The sequence below is a fragment of the Sphingobacterium sp. HSC-15S19 genome, from assembly GCF_050433745.1.
GTDB classification, from domain to species: Bacteria; Bacteroidota; Bacteroidia; order Sphingobacteriales; family Sphingobacteriaceae; genus Sphingobacterium; species Sphingobacterium siyangense.
On record NZ_JBNPWQ010000006.1, the window covers coordinates 108815 to 130668 of the forward strand.

At 39.7% G+C, this 21854-nt stretch carries 20 protein-coding genes; 7 read left to right on the forward strand and 13 right to left on the reverse strand.

Translation table 11 applies throughout. From position 1 onward, the window contains the following. Nucleotides 1–36 precede the first annotated feature (36 nt). Nucleotides 37–1020, forward strand: a complete 984-nt coding sequence (locus L1283_RS06585) for an aldo/keto reductase (protein ID WP_248932037.1) — start codon at nt 37–39, stop codon at nt 1018–1020. Between the two features lie 152 nt (nt 1021–1172). On the opposite strand, the gene L1283_RS06590 is transcribed toward L1283_RS06585, so the two are convergent. The 3 genes from L1283_RS06590 to mgrA all read right to left on the reverse strand — a co-directional run bounded on the left by L1283_RS06590 (nt 1173) and on the right by mgrA (nt 3740). Beyond that, nucleotides 1173–2159 (reverse strand): Gfo/Idh/MocA family protein, encoded by a 987-nt coding sequence (locus L1283_RS06590; protein WP_248932038.1) that lies wholly within the window; start codon nt 2157–2159, stop codon nt 1173–1175. 92 nt (nt 2160–2251) lie between these two features. Further along, nucleotides 2252–2734 carry a YdeI/OmpD-associated family protein gene (locus tag L1283_RS06595; RefSeq protein WP_075993494.1) on the reverse strand — a complete coding sequence of 161 codons (483 nt, stop codon included), beginning with the start codon at nt 2732–2734 and terminating at the stop codon, nt 2252–2254. Nucleotides 2735–2753: 19 nt separating this feature from the next. Then, a complete protein-coding gene (gene mgrA / locus L1283_RS06600) occupies nt 2754–3740 on the reverse strand; it encodes an L-glyceraldehyde 3-phosphate reductase (RefSeq protein WP_075993495.1) in 987 nt (328 codons plus the stop codon). Nucleotides 3741–4019: 279 nt separating this feature from the next. Here mgrA and L1283_RS06605 point away from each other — a divergent pair, with 279 nt between their 5' ends. The 3 genes from L1283_RS06605 to L1283_RS06615 all read left to right on the forward strand — a co-directional run bounded on the left by L1283_RS06605 (nt 4020) and on the right by L1283_RS06615 (nt 8425). Continuing rightward, on the forward strand, nt 4020–5060 hold the full coding sequence (locus tag L1283_RS06605) for a sensor histidine kinase (RefSeq protein ID WP_075993496.1): 1041 nt from the start codon (nt 4020–4022) through the stop codon (nt 5058–5060). Then, a complete protein-coding gene (locus L1283_RS06610; protein ID WP_075993497.1) occupies nt 5050–5739 on the forward strand; it encodes a LytR/AlgR family response regulator transcription factor in 690 nt (229 codons plus the stop codon). The genes L1283_RS06605 and L1283_RS06610 overlap by 11 nt, the downstream gene beginning before the upstream one ends. Nucleotides 5740–5893: 154 nt before the next feature. Continuing rightward, nucleotides 5894–8425, forward strand: coding sequence for an outer membrane beta-barrel family protein (locus tag L1283_RS06615; protein WP_145327873.1), 2532 nt, complete (start codon nt 5894–5896; stop codon nt 8423–8425). Nucleotides 8426–8502: 77 nt separating this feature from the next. Here the strand turns inward: L1283_RS06615 and L1283_RS06620 are convergent, their stop codons facing one another. The 3 genes from L1283_RS06620 to L1283_RS06630 all read right to left on the reverse strand — a co-directional run bounded on the left by L1283_RS06620 (nt 8503) and on the right by L1283_RS06630 (nt 10381). Continuing rightward, on the reverse strand, nt 8503–9213 hold the full coding sequence (locus L1283_RS06620; protein ID WP_145327874.1) for an HAD family hydrolase: 711 nt from the start codon (nt 9211–9213) through the stop codon (nt 8503–8505). A gap of 99 nt (nt 9214–9312) precedes the next feature. Next, nucleotides 9313–9762, reverse strand: coding sequence for a DoxX family protein (locus tag L1283_RS06625; protein WP_145327875.1), 450 nt, complete (start codon nt 9760–9762; stop codon nt 9313–9315). Nucleotides 9763–9814: 52 nt separating this feature from the next. Further along, entirely contained in the window at nt 9815–10381 is a 567-nt protein-coding gene (locus L1283_RS06630) for a Crp/Fnr family transcriptional regulator (RefSeq protein ID WP_153845763.1), read from the reverse strand. 144 nt (nt 10382–10525) lie between these two features. Between L1283_RS06630 and L1283_RS06635 the strand changes: the two genes are divergently transcribed. Both L1283_RS06635 and L1283_RS06640 read left to right on the forward strand, forming a co-directional pair. After that, nucleotides 10526–11782 carry a hypothetical protein gene (locus L1283_RS06635; protein ID WP_145327877.1) on the forward strand — a complete coding sequence of 419 codons (1257 nt, stop codon included), beginning with the start codon at nt 10526–10528 and terminating at the stop codon, nt 11780–11782. Nucleotides 11783–11847: 65 nt separating this feature from the next. Continuing rightward, a complete protein-coding gene (locus tag L1283_RS06640) occupies nt 11848–12699 on the forward strand; it encodes a helix-turn-helix domain-containing protein (protein ID WP_145327878.1) in 852 nt (283 codons plus the stop codon). A 52-nt stretch (nt 12700–12751) separates the two neighbouring features. On the opposite strand, the gene L1283_RS06645 is transcribed toward L1283_RS06640, so the two are convergent. From L1283_RS06645 to L1283_RS06655, 3 genes are all read right to left on the reverse strand, one after another. Next, nucleotides 12752–14344: a family 16 glycosylhydrolase gene (locus L1283_RS06645; RefSeq protein ID WP_429625959.1), complete on the reverse strand. Its 1593-nt coding sequence runs from the start codon at nt 14342–14344 to the stop codon at nt 12752–12754. 279 nt (nt 14345–14623) lie between these two features. Beyond that, nucleotides 14624–15457 (reverse strand): universal stress protein, encoded by an 834-nt coding sequence (locus L1283_RS06650; protein WP_145327879.1) that lies wholly within the window; start codon nt 15455–15457, stop codon nt 14624–14626. Between the two features lie 81 nt (nt 15458–15538). After that, on the reverse strand, nt 15539–16939 hold the full coding sequence (locus L1283_RS06655) for an inorganic phosphate transporter (protein ID WP_075993506.1): 1401 nt from the start codon (nt 16937–16939) through the stop codon (nt 15539–15541). Between the two features lie 492 nt (nt 16940–17431). Here L1283_RS06655 and L1283_RS06660 point away from each other — a divergent pair, with 492 nt between their 5' ends. Next, nucleotides 17432–18544: an alpha/beta hydrolase family protein gene (locus L1283_RS06660; protein WP_312353038.1), complete on the forward strand. Its 1113-nt coding sequence runs from the start codon at nt 17432–17434 to the stop codon at nt 18542–18544. Between the two features lie 101 nt (nt 18545–18645). Here the strand turns inward: L1283_RS06660 and L1283_RS06665 are convergent, their stop codons facing one another. From L1283_RS06665 to L1283_RS06680, 4 genes are all read right to left on the reverse strand, one after another. Then, nucleotides 18646–19311 carry a hypothetical protein gene (locus L1283_RS06665; protein ID WP_120332516.1) on the reverse strand — a complete coding sequence of 222 codons (666 nt, stop codon included), beginning with the start codon at nt 19309–19311 and terminating at the stop codon, nt 18646–18648. A 168-nt stretch (nt 19312–19479) separates the two neighbouring features. Then, a complete protein-coding gene (locus L1283_RS06670; RefSeq protein ID WP_145327881.1) occupies nt 19480–20475 on the reverse strand; it encodes a hypothetical protein in 996 nt (331 codons plus the stop codon). 18 nt (nt 20476–20493) lie between these two features. Then, nucleotides 20494–21168: a hypothetical protein gene (locus L1283_RS06675; protein WP_088162302.1), complete on the reverse strand. Its 675-nt coding sequence runs from the start codon at nt 21166–21168 to the stop codon at nt 20494–20496. Beyond that, nucleotides 21165–21503 carry a PadR family transcriptional regulator gene (locus tag L1283_RS06680; protein ID WP_075993510.1) on the reverse strand — a complete coding sequence of 113 codons (339 nt, stop codon included), beginning with the start codon at nt 21501–21503 and terminating at the stop codon, nt 21165–21167. Before L1283_RS06680 ends, L1283_RS06675 begins: the two co-directional genes overlap by 4 nt. Nucleotides 21504–21854: the final 351 nt, after the last annotated feature.

Sequence of the window (21854 nt, forward strand, 5' to 3'; positions counted from 1 at the left end):
AAATAATTTTAACAAGAAATATAAAAAATAAAAAAAATGGAATACAGAAAATTAGGAAAAACAGATTTAGAATTATCGGCAATTACTTATGGAGCTTTCGCCATTGGCGGCAACATGTGGGGCGGAAATGAAAAGAAAGATTCTATTGATTCTGTAAAAGCATCGATCGACAATGGTGTCACTACATTGGATACAGCCCCTTTTTATGGATTTGGTTTAAGTGAAGAAATGATCGGTGCGGCAATACAGGGTTATGATCGGACCAAAATACAGCTATTGACCAAATTTGGTTTGGTATGGGACGGCAGTAACCAAGGAAAAGGTGAATTTTTCTTTGATGCAGAAGAAGCTGGTAAAACTATTCCAGTTTATAAATATTCGTCAAAAACCAGTGTAATTCATGAAGTAGAGAATAGCCTAAAACGCTTACGTACGGACTACATCGATCTACTTCAGATTCACTGGCCAGATAGCACGACCCCGATTTCGGAAACGATGGAAGCCTTGGATCTTCTTTTACAACAAGGTAAGATCCGTGCCGCCGGCGTCAGCAATTATAGTGTCGATCAAGTTTCAGAAGCACGGAAGAACCTCAACATTGCAAGTAATCAAGTTGGTTACAGTATGCTAAACCGAGGTATCGAAAAGGACCTTGTTCCTTATGCAAAGGAAAATGATCTAGGTATCATTGTATATAGCCCTATGGAACGAGGTTTATTAACCGGTAAATATTTTAATACAGGTAAATTAAAAGAAAACGACCACCGCAATGGTTATTTCCAACAATTTGATCTGGCCAAGGTAAAGACTTTCTTGGATACCATCAGTCCAATTGCCACTAACAAAGGTGTAACACTTTCTCAATTGGTATTACGCTGGACCAGTCTACAGCCTGCGATCACTGTGGTTTTGGCAGGTGCTCGAAATGCAGAACAGGCCATAGCAAATGCGCAAGCCATCGATATCACGCTTACCGCCGAAGATCTATCATTTATCAATCTTGCTTTAGCAAAAATTTAACATTCAGCGATGAACAAATTCAATCAGTTGACAGTACTCCTTATGGGTGTACTGTCACTCACAGCAAAGCAATGCGCAAAATAAAACACTGCTGGTAGACCCAACAGATCGTACATGGTATCATGCTGCTTAGGATAAGAACGACGAGAACACTATGGTCTTATTGTCGAAAAGTTATCGATAATCTTCATCAGAACCAAGGCTTCCTCAATCGGAGATGGATTTGGCCCGATACCGCGGAAATAATCTACCGTACGCGAAATCATCGGCAATTGAATATTTTCAGGATGATCAAATATAAATTCCTTCTCTCCATCTCTTGTTTTGACAACAACTGAATTTCCAAAAATAGAAAAAGTAATATGCCCAAGGCTTCCTACAATTTCCACCTTATCTACCTGGTTTTCTTTGGCAACATTAAAACACCAACTTCCATTGAAGACAAGCTGATTTTCAAACAAAATGGTTCCTGTGGTCTGATCAGCTACAGCACTTTCTTTATCCTGAATCAAGCTAAAACCATCGTATGAAACCGGCATTCCAAAAAAATAGAGCATCAAATCCAATTGATGTGGGGCTAAATCAAAGAAATAACCTCCTCCCGAAACAGCAGGATCAGTACGCCAATCTCCGCCACCTTTGGTCACTAGGTCGGGCATTCTACTCTGCCATAAACGCAATTGTACCGTCCTTAACTCACCAATTTCACCATTTCCAACAAGCTCCTTAACCTTCAGAAACAAAGGCAATTGCCGCCTATAATGTGCAACTACCAACTTCCCGTCTCTTTCTTTTACTTCCTGCAATAATTTTTCTGCTTCTATCGCATTTAACGTAACGGGCTTTTCAACATAAACAGATTTCCCTCTACGCAGGGCAGATACTGCATACGCGAGATGAGATGACGGTGGCGTTGCTACATAAATCGCATTGAGATCGATATTATCGAGCAAATCGTCCGCGTCTGAATACCACAAGGGTACTTGATGTCGACTAGCATAATCAGCAGCTTTCGTCGCATCTCTTCGCATTACGGCCATTAGCTGACTATTATTTATGCGATTAAACGCTGGTCCGCTTTTTTTTTCTGTGACATCACCACAGCCGATGATACCCCATACAATTTTAGGATTATCCATAAGTATATTCAAATTATTGCTAAGACTCTGACCAATAATCCCGATATCTGGCCAGCATTACAGTACATACATCGAAGTACTGGTCTGATTTCTTAGGGCTTTTCACGTCCCACAAATCGGTTTTTACCCAAAAGAAAACCGATTGCCCTTTCGATGTTTTTTCTTCGACTATCCGCAGTTTTTAAGGAAGAAATATAGCGGATAATTTCCTTTTGCTTTGATGGAGACAATCCATCGAATACCTGCAGAGCTTCCTTATTTAGTGCAAATGCTGCTTCGAGTTCGGGGTGAGGCAAAATAGTGCGGTCTTCCGGATCAAAAGCGATTGTTACGGCTAAGGTCTCACCGATTCGTTTCGGCGAATTCGACAATATAGCCGTGTTAATGTACAGTCTCCACTCCTCCTTAAACCGCAGCAACGTCTGAACATAATCCTTTTCATTCACTTTTCCTTTCACAGGAATATATCCCTTGTTTATTCCTGCATCCTTAAATAGGTTTTCAAGAATATCCGTAGGAACAAAAACAAAAGGATTGATACCAATAATTTCCAATTGTGCTTCAAAGGCAAACATGATATGATCAATTAGGTGATTAATTATGCTTCAGAATAGTATCGATATGCGTCAATTCATCCGTCGTAAAGTCCAACCTGTCCAGGGCCTTGAGGGAATCAACCAGCTGCTCACTATTTCTCGCCCCTACTAAAACCGAGCTTACGCGTTCATCTTTCAACAACCATGCAATTGCCATTTGTGCCAATGTTTGCCCTCTTTGTACCGCAAGATTATTCAACCGGTCGATCTTCTCCATTAATTCTGGAGTGATCATTTCACTTTTCAAAAAATGTTCTTTCGAAGCACGTGAATCCGCCGGAATGCCGCCGAGATATTTGTTGGTCAGCAGTCCCTGTGCCAAAGGAGAAAAAGCGATCGCTCCGATTCCTTCTGCCTGCAGCACATCCAAAAGTCCCTCCTCAGGTGTCCGCACCAGCATCGAATACTTAGGCTGATGAATAAGGCATGGTGTCCCCATAGCACGCAATAACGCAGCTGCTTTCTGAGCAAGATCAGGAGGATAATTGGACAAGCCTACATAGCAGGCCTTTCCTTGATGAACAATATCTCGCAATGCTGCCATTGTCTCTTCCAACGGTGTATTCGGATCAGGTCGATGATGGTAAAATATATCCACATAATCGAGACTCATCCGTTTTAAGCTCTGATGTAAACTGGCCATCAAATATTTACGGCTTCCCCAATCACCATACGGCCCCGGCCACATGGTATAACCCGCTTTAGTGGAAATTAAAAGTTCATCACGATAGCCCACAAAATCGGTACGCAATAGCTGTCCAAAGTTCTCTTCGGCACTTCCCGGAGGAGGACCATAATTATTGGCAAGGTCAAAATGGGTGATTCCACGATCAAAAGCGGTCAGCAAGGTTTTCCGGAATACAGCTTGAATATCGGTTTCGCCAAAATTTTGCCAAAGCCCCAATGATATGGCTGGCAAGAGAATACCACTCTTCCCACAGCGTCTGTAGGGCATATTCTGATATCGGTTTGGATTGAATGTCACGTTACAAAGTTTATACCTGCAAAATACAAAACTATTTCCAACAGTCCAGCGTATTTCCCGCTTTCGTCTTCTTTCGCAAACCTCTTTTTAACACTATATCATTTAACAGCAGGTCATGTTTCTAACACCAAATCGATTAGCAACAGGTCATGATAACCTTAGGAAAGCAGGCTTCGATGCATAATTCTTTTTGCATAGAAACGTATTTATATTGCATATAAAAAGCAATTTATCTAAGTTTGGTCTTATCCAAAAGCAAAGGGATTAATTAGACATAACATGATTGGCAGATTCTTCAGAAAATTCTATTTACATATTGTCATCTGGACCATATTACTGCTGTTGCCCTTTATAACGTATCTCTACCAGCCGGATAAGATCGCTGATTTCAAAGCCTATTCGGCGTTATCGCATTTAGTAAATATTGTATTCCTGGCTACTCATTTTTACTTGCATTGCTACGTTGTTGCGCCCACCTATTTTTTCGGTCGCAGAAAGATCTTTGTACTATTAATGGCACTTGGGTTTGCCACCTACGTAGCACTGAACTACAGCATAGTTTATTTTAATCCAGATGGAGAGCTTGCTCATCTGACGAAGGAAAATATTCTTTTTGTACGGTTGGTCATCGGCCCAGGCATTATTTACTCCCTTTGTATGATCACGTCTTCAATGATCTTCCTTTACGATGAGCAAGCGCGACAAAAGGAGCTCAACAAACAGATTGCGCTTGAAAAAACAACGGCAGAACTAACAATGTTAAAGCTACAGATCAGCCCGCATTTCCTATTCAATACACTGAACAATATCCGTTGGCTCATTCGTAAACAATCACCAGATTCCGAAGACACTATTGTTAAGTTATCCGAAATGCTACGCTATATACTTTACGAAGTAGACGGCCCCAAAGTCGAACTTTTTAAAGAGATTGACCATATGCGCAATTTTATTGCCTTACAGACCCTTCGTCTTCCTATCCAAGGAAATGTAACACTTGATATCGAAGACAAGGTCAAAAATAGAATGATCCCCCCATTACTCTTCATACATTTTGTGGAGAATGCATTCAAATATGGCGTAGATAGCAAAACAGCTCCACAGATACAGTTTCAATTTCAGGAAACTCCGGGTGGCATTATCTTTATATCCCGTAATAGAATCTTACAACATACAGAACCGCGTCCAAACGAAGGTATAGGACTGACCAATGTACGCAGACGATTACAATTATTGTATCCCAATCGACATGACCTCAGCATCAGAAAAACCGATGTTGGAGATTTCGAAGTCACCCTCAAACTGATGACCGATGAAGATTAAATGTATACTCATAGATGATGAACCCTTCGCACTCAATATTTTAGAAGACGACTTATTGAATTTTGAGCAAATCGAAGTCGTCCATAAATTTAATGCGACGGCCGAAGCGGAAGAATATTTAAAAAATCACGCTATCGATCTGATTTTTCTGGATATTGAAATGCCCGATCAATTGGGCACGCAGTTTATTCGCGAGCTCGCTCCCCGACCCTTGGTTATCTTCACCACGGCCTATCACCAATATGCTGTTGAAGGTTTCGAGCTAAATGCTATTGATTATCTGCTTAAGCCGATCTCAAAAGAACGACTCGCAGCTGCAGTCCGAAAAGTGGAAGAGGGTATGCTGCTCCGTGCAAAACAGCTCCCCGAACAGGATCATATTATCGTTAATGTAGAATATAAAAAGACGAAAATTTTTCTCCATGAAATCAGCTACATCGAAGGCTTGAAGGACTATGTAAAAATATACCTGGTGGACCGTGAATCGCCCCTTCTTACGCGCAGCAACCTCCGTGGAATGGAAAAAATATTACCTACAATAGACTTCCTACGCATACATAATTCTTTTATTGTCAATAAAAATCGTATTGAGCAGGTCGCCCAAAGCAAACTCACCCTACCTGAAACCGCCCTTCCTATCGGTAAAAAATATATCAAAAATATTGAACAATTTATCTAATGCTACCGCCACAAATTGAATCGATGCAATTATCCGTTCGTCTACACATTGGCCGCTTCGGTCTACAGATGATTGCATAGCTAAAAAATCCTTTTCAAATTTGTGTACTATCGAACAGCCTAATCCGCGTAGCCGGTAGAATAGCAAAGAAAAAATGAAAAGATTTATAGCAATAGCGCTAATGGCAACTGCGGTTGCTTCCGTACACGCTCAAGCCCCTGCAGGTGGTCGTCCTGCTTTCGCCATGTCCGAAAGTCAGCTCTCGGGCCAAATTGTGGACAACAACGGGAAACCTATCTCACAAGCTTCCGTGAATTTATTGAAGGTTATCAAGGATCAAGCTACAGGTAAAGAAAGGGAAATCCTGGTAAAAAGTACCAGCTCTTCAGAAAATGGAAAGTTCAATTTCGCAGCCATTTCACCAAAAGAAAAATGGAAACTAAAAATTAGTTCTGTAGGCTATGCGCCGATAGATCTTGCTGTAGACTATAGCGATAGCAAAACAACAAACAAAGATCTAGGTGCGATCAAATTGGACGATGACAACCGTAAACTCGATGAAGTTACCGTGACTGGCCGCAAGGCACTACTCGAAATGGACATCGACAAAAAAGTCTTCAATGTAGAGAAGAATATCGTTGCAGCTGGCGGTACTGCGATCGATGTACTCCGCAATATGCCTTCTGTACAAGTAGATATCGACGGAAACGTAAAACTGAGAAATGCAGCCCCTACAATTTTTGTCGATGGAAAACCTACAACGCTCACCCCCGACCAGATTCCTGCCGATGTGATCGATAAAATCGAAATTATCACAAATCCATCTGCCAAATACGACGCTTCCGGAAGTATGGCCGGTATCCTCAACATTATCCTGAAGAAAAATAAGAAAGCTGGATACAATGGTATGGTCACCTTAGGTGGAGACCGCTTTGGTGGAACCAACTTTATGGGTAGTTTAAATCTGCGTCGAAATAAATTCAATATCTCACTGACGGGAATGAATATGCGCATGCGGACCAACACCGAGGGCGACAGCCACCGTACAAGTACAATTAATGGCATAGAATCAACAGTAGATCAAGATATTGAAGGCAAAACAAAAGGTATGATTACTTTTGGCCGGCTCGGCGTAGATTACGACTTAAGTCCCAAAACAACGCTATCTGTAGCCGGCGTATTGGTTCAGGGTAAATTTAAGCCGAATGAGAACTCGTCGATCTTAACCACCTCTGGCAATAGCGAATCACGCAGCGATCGGATTTCCGAGTCTGAAAGAAGCTTTAAACCACGGGGGTTGCAGGCAGGTCTTGTTCAAAAATTCAAAACTGAAGGCGAGGAATTGTCTGTGGATTTCAATTATTTCGGCGGCAGCAACACATCCAATGGTTTATACACCACCAATTACCGCAATGCAAGCAGCGAAATCAGCGGAACTCAGATTCAAAAGAACATCGGTTCCGGTGATAATAAGTTCATGACTGTGCAGGCAGATTATGTCAAACCATTCAAAAATGGCATGAAACTCGAAACTGGTGTGCGTGCACAGATCAATAAACTCAAAAATCTCAACAATAATTCCTTAAAAGCAGTAGGCGAAGATGATTTTGAGAATATAACCGCAGCATCAGCTAACTATAACAATAAAAACAGCGTCTACGCAGCCTATGCCTCACTTGGAGGAAACCTCAAGGACTGGGTATCCTATAAAATTGGGCTGCGCGCAGAAAGTTCAACGTACGACGGTGAACTTTTGAATACAAACGAAAAGTTCCACAACAAGTATCCCCTGAGCTTATTTCCTTCTTTGTTCTTGAGCAAAAAGCTAACCGAAAAAGACCAAATACAGATGAGCGTAACCCGTCGTGTCAACCGTCCAAACTTCTTTCAACTCATCCCATTTGTTGATTACACGGATAGCTTGAATATTACACGCGGGAACCCTGACCTTGTTCCTGAATTCACAACATCCGGCGAACTTTCCTACAGCCGTACACATGGAAAAGGTACATTTTTGGCAACAGTATACTATAAACGCACAAACAATCTAATTACACGTTACCTGACACAGGAACTCAATCCGGTAACGAACAAAATGGATTTCATTAATACCTATATCAATGCCAATTCCAGCAAGAATTATGGGGCAGAATTTACTTATACCAATAATCTCAAAAAATGGTGGGATCTGACTGCAGACCTCAACTTCTACAATTCCAAAATTGAGGTGGATGAGAAAACGCCTTCGGAAGGTATGTGGACAGTATTTGGAAAACTGAACAATACATTCAACCTACAGAAAAACTGGAATCTACAGCTAGCCTTTGAATATCAAGGCAAAACAAATATGCCAGTGACACAGGGTCAAACATTCGGTCCACCAATGAACCAGGCGCAAAGCTCTTCACAAGGCTATATCAAACCATTCTATGGTATCGACTTTGCCATCAAGAAAAGCTTCTTGAAAAATCAGGCTGCCTCAGCAACATTGGCCATCAACGATATTTTCAGAACACGTGGCAATACCATTGTTTCATCGGGTGAAGGATTCTCTCAAACCTATTATCGACTGTCAAATCCACAGTTGATCAAATTGAACCTTTCTTACCGTTTTGGAAAAATGGATATGAATATGTTTAAGAAAAACAAAAACCAGAATTCAATGGAAGGCATACAAATGCAATAACATGTGGATCATATCACAATCAAAAGCGGGTATTTCTTGTAGGAAATACCCGCTTTTTTATTAAACTGCGTCAAAGACTAGACGACTGTATTGGATATATTCTTCTTTTCAAGTATTTCAACAATCTCCAGTAGATCATTAATCACATAATCTGGATTTGCCGATCTGAGTTGAGCCGCATCATGTGCACCTGTTGTTATACCAATACTCAAAGCACAACCCGCTTGTTGCCCCTCCTGTATATCGATGATGGAATCTCCAATTTTCATCACCACACTCGAATCGGTAATTTCAAATTTTTGCATGGCCAGATCAATCATATCTGGATAAGGTCTGTTTCGAGGTACATCAGAAGCAGTAATTAAAGCATCTACATCTTTGCCAACTTTCCAATTAAGCTTCTTCAAAAGTGATTCGGCTGTCTTACGATCATAGCCCGTATTGAGCACACGCAAGATATCCCGCTCTTTCAAGATTGCAAATAGTTCTTCCGCATTCGCATTAGGGTAAATTTCCTCGACTTCATAAGCATGTTCCAAGTCTTTCAAAAACAAAGTAAACATCCGTTGAGCCAATTCATCATCATCAACATCCAAACTATTTTTGAGTACAGTCTTAATTGCCTGTAGCTTCTCCTTACCTGCAGCATGGGCCAATACCTCTGTTAATGTCAGTTCGTATCCCCCTACCGTATTTATTGCATTTCTAAGTGTCTTATAAACAATATTATTTTCGTTCACTGTCGTACCTGCCATATCAAATACGACCATCTTGATGGCTTCTTTCATTCTATTCAATCTAAAAGTTTAGCAAAAATAAAAAAATGTTAAATAAAACTAAACAACACTATGTTAATTTATTGCTATGCTTTAGTTAAGAAAACTACTTTAACGCACCACAAAATAATAGGTCCAGGCGATCAGCAAGATTTGAAACGGAATACGAAACCACAAATAGTTTGGACCGGCGTCATCAAAAGTAGCCGTCTCGTAATTGATACGCCTTAAGTTTGCCCGAATATTTGTAGGTAATACCAGTAGAAAGAAGACAATTAAAAGGATTCCCGTTATGCGGCTCACCTGCGGGACAAATAGCCCAATTGCAGCCATGAATTCCATTAAACCGGTTCCATAGATCATTTCTTTTTTAAATGGAACGAAGTCGGATAGCATCAACATCATTCCTTTGGTATAAAGTAGGTGTCCCAATGCAGTGAACAACAGCATCACTGCCAATCCAACTTTACCCGCTAAAAGAATATCCATCTCCCCCTTCAGCAGCAATAGGATGAGATTGGAAATAATGCAAACGACAATTAAAACAAAAAATGGTTTCATCTTTTTTATAACAAAAATAGGTGCCCTTCCTTTTGTTATCAATGAACATTTGTTAATAAATTTCTTTCCTGATCCGGCTTAACGATTGCGGTCTAATACCAATATAAGAAGCCAGATATTTTAAGGGAATGTTGCGAATCAGTTCAGGTTGCTCACGCATCAAATTGATATACCTGGTTTTTGCCGAATCTTCAAGTAGCGTCAGTTCCCGTTTCATTTTTTTTAGAAAAATGTCCTCAACCGCTTTCCGACCAATTAGGTTCCCAACCGTTGTTGTTTGATATACCGCATGGAGATCCTCAAACGATATCCGCCATAAAATACAATCTGTTATTGCCTCGAGATGATACGATGAAGGCTGCTGCGTCAAGAAGGAATCGTACCCACTTACAAAAGAGTTTTCGAAAGCAAATCCAAAAGTAAAATCATAGTCCAGTTTTGGGATATTGAAACGTACAATTCCTTTTTCAATAAAAGATAAATACTGTTCAGTTTTTCCGATTTCCAAAATCAGTGATTTTTTTGGAAACTCCATCTTAACAAGCTTAGCGGAAAATACTTCCCAGTCCGTATCATTCATGACAACGAGCGATTCAAAATATTCTTTGATCTTGTCCATGATTCTTATTTTTTAAGAGCAAGATAAAAACTTCTGTTCAAATACATCGTAATGATTATTTACTATTTAATCGATTATTTATTTCAATAAATAATCGATCTATTTTACCAAAAAATATTAACTTAAATACAGTAAACTTTAATTATGCATATTCTTAACGAAAACGCTCCAGAACGGTGGCCTGCCTTTAGAAAATTAGGTTTTCGATATTCCTTTATTTTCATTTTGTCCTTTATTCTTGTTTTTAATAACGGTACTTATCCGTTATATGGATATATCAGCATCCCTCTTACTCATTTCATGCAAAGGTTGACTCCCTGGTTTGCAGAAAATATATTGGGCTATTCTTACGACCACAGCATCTTCATCAACGGAAGTGGAGATACCTCCTATGCCTGGATATCCTTATTGATCCTATTCCTGCTGGCATTAGTTGGGGCGGCTTTATGGTCCATATTGGATCGAAGAAGAGCCAGCTATACAATCCTTTTCTATTGGTTAACCACAGCAATTCGCTATTATGTTGCTTTTATGCTTATTAACTATGGACTGTACAAAGTCTTCTATATGCAAATGCAACCGCCGAGGTTAACACAACTTCTACAGCCATTGAGCGAGTATTCTCCTATGGGGCTGGCATGGACCTATATTGGTTACTCTCAAGGCTACAATATACTTATTGGTTCAGTAGAAATATTATCGGGCTTATTGCTTTTCAGAAAAACGGTGGTTGCTGGTGCACTAATTACGGTTGCGACCAGTATCAATATTATGGCCGTCAACTATTTTTATGACGTCCCCGTTAAAATGGTCTCTACAGCACTCCTGCTACTTTCCATATTTCTACTGCTTCCCTACTTAAAAGCATTGTTCGCAATTTTTATTTCAGGAAAACCTGTACAGTTACTCCCTTTCCAACAACCCCTATTCAACAAAAGCTGGAAAAGAAAAAGCTTGTTTATCGCCAAATTGGTGGTGTTACTGCTCTTTATGGTGCAACAGGGCATGGGCATATTAAGTACAAAAAAAATGATAGCTGAGTACCTAACGAAGTCACCACTCTATGGAATCTACCGTATTGAACAAGCGGGAACACAAGGTAAATCAATCCCTGAAGATTGGCGACTTATTGTTTTCGAAATTGATAACAACAAGGTCTTAATACGTAACACAGACTATACCCCACAAAGGGAGAGCGTTGTTATTGATGCCCCCGGTAAGAAAATTACCCTAAACAATTATCAATTTGATTATCAGATCAACTCTGACGGAAATATTCTTCTGACAAAAACCTTTGATGACCATACAGCGCACATTAAACTTATTAAACAAGACGTGCAAGCGTTCGAATTAATACAGCGCAAGTTTCATTGGGTACAGGAATATCCCTATAATCGTTAAATAAGAATCGTAAAAACTCAATAAAACAAATCGTACACTTAACACCTCCCCAGACCAAAATAACTATGTTTAATGCTGCAAACATAACAACATGCGACGACGAGGTAGAGCATCTCGGTTTTTTATATCGCATGCGGAATATCAGGGTACACACCTACCATATGCTCAAAAGCAAAGAAGTGGTGACCCTTATCTTAATACATTCGAGCGGAGGTCGCCGTGAGATTGATCAGGGGCAACATAATATAATGGGTTATCAAATTCATCTAATGTTCCCCGGTCAGTCAAGTTCTTTCTATTTTTTCAAAGAAACCGCTGTTTATCATTTTAGAATTCCCTGGCAAAATTTTGAAAAATTATGTCATGCGCTTTCAATCAACATAAAACTCCTTAAAGATTATCCGATACTTCAGGTCACGCCATATGAATTTGAAACGCTCCGCTATGAATTCGATAAGATCCGTAATGAACTCTATCGCTATCAGCCACCATTATCACTCATTTTATCACGTTTGGCAACTAGCTTACTAGAGATTAACCACTCCTTAATCAACCACATCGATAATTTAGCACCATACGCTTATCCAGCCATCCTGAATCGTTTTCTTGAATTAGTAGAACTTCATTATAAACAAGAACACCATGTCGCTTATTACGCAAATTTACTGAATATAACTGCAAAAAGTCTTTGGATGCAAACACAGCAATACATGGAGACTAGCCCCCTCAAACTGATTCATAATCGTTTATTAAAGGAAGCTATGCACCTGCTGAGTTTGGGGCCCAATCCAATCAAGACTACCCTGATTGAATTGGGTTTTGAGGACTCCGCTACTTTCTCTCATTTCTTCAAAAAACAGACAAATATGTCACCTTCAGCATATCAAAAGAAACATTTACCACATAAAAAAACATAAAAATGGCTCCTACGTGATATACATGGAGCCAATATTTATTAAGAAAACCGCATTATAACGATCTTTTTTTCAACGTGATATTATCCAAAAATGCATTTCCTTTTCCTACATTGGTAAATCCGATCCGAACAATTTTTTTATTCGGATTAATCTCCTTGCCAGTAACAAAATCAAGCTCCTGCTTTCCACCTTTCTTTTCTAAATCAGGTATTAACGTCTTTAAATTCGACAACTTTCCTGTTACGACAGTGACATCATCGACTTCCACCTGCACTTTGTCTCCTTTACTCCAATAGACAAGTTTGAAGTCTTGTTGGGGATCCAAATAAACATATTGCTCTATTTTTTGACCCGGCGCAAGTACCACCGCTTTACTCCCCTTTTCGCCGCGCCCTTCTTCGATGACCGCTGCTCCTTCCCAAGGTGCAAGGCCAGACTTACCCTCAAAATCTGGATTAGGCAATTCATTACCATCTTTTAAAGGCCAGTTATACGCCCGAATATAATCGACCTCCATATTGACTCCGCCTTCAGATCCATAGGCTCCAAGAAATACGTTCAAAAAGTGGTTGGGTGAATAAATCTGATTTTTATTCGTATATTCTTTGATCAGATCTCCATTGATATAATGTTTAATACTTGTGGGTGTCCACAATACCCCATGTGTTACCCATTGTCCGACATGTTCATACCCCTCTGCAATATGTGTAGCAAGGTTACGTTGAAATACCCCTTTTTGATCAACATGTCCATGTATCACAAACTGAGCCGTAATATATTCGAAAACGTCGATTTCAAAAAGCTGTCCCTTGGGGCGAATGCCTTCAATTCCGTCGACTTCGGATCCTTCTTGAAGATAATAACGAATATCTGGTCCAGGTGAATCAAACCAAAAAGCTGTATTTGTTCCCTTGGGATTCCCCTGTCGGTTACGTCTTACCTTAACTTCAAAGTACCCACCTTTGCTGTTGTCCAATAAATTTTCATTGGACTTCCAATCGTAGGTTTGGATGGATGAAATCTTCTGGTTGCCACCCGCTGTAAAAATCCGTTTGGGAATAGTATCATTGACATACAGATTGATCGCTGATCCATTTAAAGTATAAGCGGGTTGTGGCAAACGATCATGCAACATTTCATCCTTGGATTTTGCATTCAGATAATTCAAGGATGAAAAATAGTTGGTCGTCCATTTATTCCGATTAAGTAATTGATCGTTAAATTCATCCTGCCAATAAACTTCCATACCAACAGGAACTGCTCTTGAACTTGGATTCTTTCGCTCTTCATCGAGTTCAGTATTATCCAGCTGCCATCTCTTGCTCGTATACACTTTTCCATTTGCCAAGGATTTTCCTGTAGCAGATTCTACCCAGATATAATAGGTCGTTTCAGGCTCTACCTGCTGAATATAATAACGTTTGACACCTTCTGCCAATATCGCATTGGCTGTCTGCGGTTTCTTATTCGTTTTTGCCCAAAAGACTTTCGCTCCGGATATGCTCGGTTGATTATCCTTCATGTCTACACGGATCCAACTCCGGGTACCCAATAGCTGTAATGGTACATTTGAACTTGTCGTTTGAGCCGATAGCCCTAACGCTGACATTACCTGAATACCTGCAAGAAATAGATATTTTTTCACAATTTTCTTATTTTATAAACGAACAAACGATAGTCAATCTGCTTACGAACAGACTATAACCTTACGATAATAACGAGAATTATCAGCATTGGCAACTCTGATCAAAACGCAACCGTTTGTTCAATTTAGCGATTCCGAAAATTGGGACTTAAACAATGGATCAGACAACTCGAATTTTCCGCGCTAACACGTTCTGCAGCATTGGTAAAGTCAAGAAAAAAGCCGCTTGGAAAATCCAAAACGGCCTGATATATAGCGTAAAAAAAGTTTCCATTCAGATTATTCATGCAAAACCAAAATCGCTTTAACTGATCGGTTCAAAACTTCATTCACCGTACTACTTGCAAATAAACGGTAAATCATATTATGGTTGCGTTTGACCAAACACAGAATATCGGTCTGATTGTTTTCAACAAAGTCAATGATCGCATGTGATGGCCGTGTATCATCCTCATCCACATAATTAAAGTTGATATCTACGTTAGGAAGCAACTGACGCATTTTTTTCTCGCCATTACGCACCAGCTTTTCGTCCAAATCCCTTTCTGAGACGTGTAGAATTTCCAACTTCTTGGGGTCTGAAAGTTTTAAAATACGATTGAGCGCTTTGACATCACGAACAGACAATTTTGTTGTTTTATAATCCGTTGCCAATGTAATGACTGGAATAACCGACAGATTACTTTCAGGAGGTACAATCAAGGTCGGAATACGCAATTTTGTCACAGCCATACTCGCATTACTACCGACAATTTCTTTAATGCCTGTCGCCCCGGTAATTCCCATCACCAAAAAAGAAACATCCGTATATTCAACATACTTTGTGACTACATTACGCAGATAACCTACTTCAACAACGGTTCGCACTTTGAGGTCATTGTATTTATTTTCCTGGACCACCTGATCAGTCCATTCTTGCAAAGCAGCACGTTTTCTAGCGTAATAATCTTCTATAAAGATCGCGTTATAAGTACTGTTGTTGATCCCTTCTGTCGGGTGTATGGCATGTACAACAGCAACTTCCATATTCAAACGAGAAGCCAAAGACAAGGCGTAACGCAAAGCATGACTTGCATTGATTGAAAAATCGGAGGCAACAAGAATTTGTTTCATTTTTTAAGTTTTTAATATTTACCTGTCAATAGCCATGTGTACAAATGCAATGGATGACAAAAACATTCAGATAACAATCAACTAAATAAAAAGATGGAAGAATACAAATAGTAATAATGCCAAGCCAATTGACACGGGTAAGGTAAGTACCCAGGCAAGACCGATACTTTTGAGTGTCCCTTTATTCAGATTGCTCTTTCCTCCAGAAGCGACCATTGAACCGGCAATACCACTTGAAAGCACATGCGTTGTACTAACCGGCAAACCCAATACGGTACTGATACCAATTGTCGAAGCAGCAACAATCTCGCTTGAGGCTCCTTGAGCATAACTTAAATGTTCATTTCCTATTTTTTCACCAATCGTTACTACAATACGTTTCCAACCGATCATTGTCCCAAGACCTAAGGCGATTGAAATAGTTAAGATCACCCAGATCGGTGCAAAGTCCGTAAGATGTTTCAATTCGCCCAACTTACGATTAAGCTCCAATCGATTTTCAGGATTGATATCGATCTGTTTACTGCTCTCTAATGTAGCAATGGATTTAACTAAACCTTCAACCTCTTTTCTGAATTTAAAAGTACCGGCTTTATCCGTTACACTTTTATCCATCAAATGCAACTTGACTTGCTCAATCTCCTGATTGACTTGCACAAACATCGTTCCCTGAGCGACATTACTGGAAGCAATTCTCTGTAACACGATTTCCGTTTGATCGAGCGTTTTAATGACAGCCGCATCTGGTACGGAATGGTTGATTGAAAAACGAGCAGGCAGAAATGCAATTAAGATCAACATAAACAGTCCTACACCTTTTTGTCCATCGTTGCTACCGTGAAAAAAACTGACCAATGTACAGGTCAGTATAAGAATACCGCGTACTAACAAGGGAGGTCTGTCATCTTCTCCCTGTGGGATGTGAAAAAGTGCTTTATAACGGACGACATGCTTTAAAAAGAGCATCAATAACACTGCTAAACCAAAACCAATCAAAGGTGAGAGAATCAAAGAAAGACCAATTTCCTCGGCCTTATGCCAATTGACACCACTGCCACCATAATACCAGGTGAAGCCTATACCAGCCCCGATAAGAGCACCAATCAAAGTATGTGAACTCGAACATGGAATACCAAAATACCAGGTCCCCAAATTCCAGATAATAGCCGCTAATAATACAGCAAGGACCAGGCAAGCGCCTACCGAAACAGGTAGTGCCATTAAGGTATCGAGAGGCACCAATTTAAGTATTCCCATAGCAACTGCGATCCCACCTGCAAAAACACCTAGAAAATTCCAAAAGCCAGACCAAGGAATGGCTACAATTGGTTTAAGTGCTTTGGTATAAATTACCGTTGCAACAGCATTCGCGGTATCATGAAAGCCATTGACAAATTCAAAGGCCACAACGGCAAATAAACAAAGGGCAAAAACAATAAGAAGTCCAGTACTAAGATCGGTTTCCCCTAAGAGAGGAATCATGTTGCAGAAAATTTGCATATTATTCTTTCATAAGATTTATGGTTGTCCTTGCTGAGTTTTTCTTACTTGCTGAGTTTTCCTTAAGGAAAACTACCAAAGGAACAATCGCTTCATTCAGCTCAAAAATAATTTTCAGATGTTAACTTTTGATAAAGGATATATTACGTTATACAACACGAAAGAAAAACTTAAAACACTGTTAACGAATCTTATTCCATCGCTATTTTATTTCCCACAAACTTTCTTAATTTTCAGGGAGCTAATACGGACTTTATAGGGACCTCATTCGGACTTCATTCGGATGAAAGCGAATAAAGACCGAATAAGTTCCGTAGAAATAACGATTATAAAACGGATCAAAAGTAAATTTGATCGCTAGTTTCTACCCACAAAATATAGCCCCCCGTATAAAACCAACTGTGAAGCAAGAGCCGTATAAGACCAACCGTAAAGTAAGAGCTGTATTAGACCTTTTGTAAACTTTTTTCAGGAATGGACATAGTGTATCTGCGAAATGCCAAGCAGAGGATTCGAGAGAATTTTAGTCCGCCATTTACAACGAAAATAGTACGATTTACCGATTCAAATCCACAGTCTACCGAAAAACGCACACTTTTTAGAATTAAACCCATTACTTTAGACAAAAGTAAATTTAACACCGAATTAATTATGCCTAAAACTTATCCATTAGACTATTCCTTGACGAACTATTCTCCCTTACAGCGGATTACATTTAGTACGCTAACTTTTCTCATCGCCATTTATTGCGTTCTTTTTGCACAGCATACAAAAGCGCAATCTTTAGACTGGTCTACAAAAGATATTGTATTTAAGAGTGAGGGTATTAACCTGGCAGGAACCATACTTCAGCCTCGGCGTGCCCATGCTGCCATTGTCCTCATACATGGTTCTGGACAAGAGAAAAGAATGATGGATTTTGCCTCATATTTAGCCCAAAACGGTATTGCCGTATTTACTTATGACAAGCGCGGAGTAGGAAAATCTGAGGGGACCTATGCTGGCCCTGAGGTCGGTACCAATAATATCGATTCTGCCAACCTCCACCTGCTCGCTAAAGATGCACAAGCGGCAGTAAAAGCATTCCATCAACAACTAGGGAAAACGAACATTCCTGTAGGGCTACTGGGATTCAGCCAAGCGGGATGGATCATTCCCTTAGCGACTAACCAAAATCCTTTGGTCGACTTTTTTGTATTGTACAGTGGAGCAGTTATCCCTGCCCGTGAGCAGCTCCGCTTCCAGTTCTTTACAAATGGAAAAAAAGATTTTTGGGATAAACATACGGAAGCCGATGCCCGACAACATGTAGCGAATGATCCAGATCGCTATCAGTTTACAAATACCGATCCGATGACATCACTTAAAACGATAACAACTCCAGGACTCTGGCTTTTTGGATCCAAAGATATCCAAATACCTGTAGGCTTATCGATTGAACATATCAATGCACTGAAAGCACAGGGAAAGCCCTTCGAATATTGCTTATTTCCTTTATTAGATCACAATACAAGCCTTTCGGCATCGCGTGAACCAAGTGCTATTGCATTGAATTGGATCAAAAATCAACGTAAAAAAAAGTCATAAAAAATGCCTCCTGACAACGATTCATCTGCATCAAATCAAGCATTAAAAAGGCCTAAGTTTTTTACTTAGGCCTTTTTAATGCTTGATTTGAACTCGCTAGATTAATGCAAATCCGTACGAAGTACTTTACTTTTGTTCAATGCTCGATTGGAATAGATGATATACACGGTGCCAACAATAGTTGGCATAATCCAAACCAGCGTTGAACCAAGCTGAATCCCAGCAACTAAAAATGCTGTCACCGACGCGATCAATGCGCCTACCATACGGCCCAAGTGACTGACCAGCCAGGCATTTTTCTTTTCTTTGAAACTTTTAAACAGCTGAAAATCCCGAATACTCATAAATGCACCAAAACCACCAAAAAAGACATATAAAACAGAATTTGCCACCTGTTGTACCAATCCAATTAGACCAAGACATAACATACCGACCGATACAAGTAGCATCGTGGCGGAAATCAGTTTGTCTTTCCAATCGGCCTGTTGTTTAATTTTACTGCGTAAAGTCAATGCGCGATTACCTGCTAGAATGAGATAGATGGTAAAGATACCGATCAAAAATAAAAATGTGTTTTCGTGGCCCGGCATCCTCGCAATAACAAGCGAAATTAAAGAACTAATCACCATCGCATAGGAAAATATAATCCCCATTTTCTTGTGCCCTGCTCCCCCCTTTTTTACAGCCACACTTATCAGGCCGGTAATCAATCCTATCCCACCAAAAAATGCGTGAACGTAGATCAATGTCTTAATTGTTTCTTCCATAGTTCTTCTTTAATAATTGTTTTTAGCTAATAATGGTATTGAAGCAAAAAGGCTAATGGTTATGCCCTGTTTAAAATAGATAGACAAAAAACAGCACTATTATGCCGTTTGCGACAATAGCCCAAATGTAAAAAATACCCTTTAATTATCTATATGTTTAAATAAAAATTACTCTTTTTCCTCACGGACGAGAAAATCATAAGAGTACCAGAATTTCAGGTGCCCATGGGAATTAAGGCCTCCTAGACTATAGCTAATGGGATAATCAAAGCTATTCTGTTGCAGTTCAAGTTCATTTTTATAATCAACGACAAGTTTTTTAATTTCATCCAGACCTGTCGCGCGTCTAATAAAACTTGTTTGACGTCCACCGCGCAGATAAACCAATACGTCGGACCCTTTTAATACCGTTTCGTCGGTTTTCGTCAGAAATTGATTGTACAGCAATTTTTCCAATACATTTTTAAGATCTCCTCGTGGAAAATCACTTTCTCCCATCATGATTGAGTGTGTACCATAGTTGACTGAGGAAACATAGTAGGGATTATAACCTGTATTTTTTAACTTCCCAAGTGCATCCCTATTAAAAGCCTGTTCATAGTCTTTCAGATCCGCATGGAGACTAAATGTAATATGTTCTCGACGCAACAACAGGCTATTAGCTCTTTTTATCGTGGTGGAATCATGGTGACGGACCAATTTGAGTACACTATCTACGTCAGGGCTATTATTAAGATGGTAACGTATTGCCCTATAATCGAAAAATGCCCCTACCGATGATTGCTTCAAAACAGCCGGTTCCCCCTTGCTTTTCTTCGCGAAAGCTCGCACAGCATCAAATCCAGGAATAATATGAATGGGAGATAAAGTGGGTTGTGTAGAAGAAATTGTGCTTTTGAAAGGTTTATAATAGTTACGAAGGGAAGTTAGTTTTAGTTGCGGTGTGGTATCTTTTAATCCCCAAACTGTCCCCAAATAGAAGTTTTTATTTGTGGTACCATCCACGTAAATCTGGCTAACCGAAAACCCGACGGAACGCCCTTCAAATTGATACCTTTTAGCCATTGTTCCACCACCGACCTCCGTGGAGTCAAAGTCAATATCTTCTTTGTCACAGCTGGACAAAAAACAAATGCTTAGTAACAACAGGAAAAGATATTTCATAATTTAAAAAATTAATCGTCAGCTCTGGTGCAGCACTTCGATCTCATCTACCCGTCGGACAATGGCCTTTAGATTCTTTTCAAATATATACAAAATTCCTAATCCAACATACATAAAAATAAGAATAACAACACGATACAAAGCTAAAGGAATATAATTAACGATCCATTCAGAAGAAACCAACCCGATGATCAAAACCATAATCGGTATCGTTAAACCAAGATAATTGCGATAAACGCAGTATTTGCTCCCTCTAGGCCGATGCCGCAATAAGTATACTGGAATATAAAAAACGAGTGTACCGATCATCCCTAATTTTAATCCGGTCCAAAAAGCATCTGCATCGAGCGGCACAAAATAATAGAACAATGTGAAGTACACGATATAAATTGCACTATGCCAATGCTTGACGAATTGTAAAAAATCAGCAGGAAATTTATTGATCTGTTTACGTTGCAGATTCAATTCATAGCTAGCGGCAATGTTTCCAAAACCTGCCGCTCCAAAACTGGCATAAGCGAGATCAATGGCTCGATTGAAATATATACCGGCATCTGAAGACATGAGTTCCTCTACCTTACAAGCAAAGTGATCCAGAATTTCAAGTTGAACATCAACATAACGATATCCTTTAGAACGAATAAAATCCATCAGAATACCTAATTCCGCTTTGGTCAATTTCTTTTCTGTCATGATACAATTGGTTTAGTGTTCAAGATAACCTGTAACTTCTCCACAAAGGTCAACGCATCTTTCATTTTACTTACCTGAGCTTTTTTTCCCTTCACTGTCAGGGAGTAATATTTTCTTGCTCTTCCATCGACTACTTCTATTGCTGTATCCAGGAGTCCTTCCGCTTCTAGCTTATGTAATGCAGGGTAGAGCGCTCCCTCAGTCAGAATAAACTCTCCTCCGGTTAAGAGTTTTACTTGTTGAGTCATTTCATAGCCATACATTCTTTTCGTTCCAGACAATAGCTTTAGAATAATCGTTTGTAAAGTGCCTTTTAATAACTTCGTATCTTTCATTCGTTCATCTTAAACAATTAATTAAATATACCTAATTTTCTTATATATACAAAAATATAAGAAAACTATGATACAGCAGCTTGCATTTTAACCGCCGCCATTAGTTATGGCCCTTGCACTGCCTTTTGACTGGACTGCTTCGGCCCTGCTTTTGCAATTAACCAATCAAATTCCTATGAATCGCCTAGTGTTTACCTCGTGAACCAGATAAACATTAGGTCTCAGGTAGGCGTTTACGAGGAACAAGAGTGAACAAAGGCACTGGCAAGAGCAAACAATGGCAACGGCAGGGATACAGGGAAAAAGCCGCTAGAGCTGGGAACTCCAAACGGCTTTGCATTAACAATTATA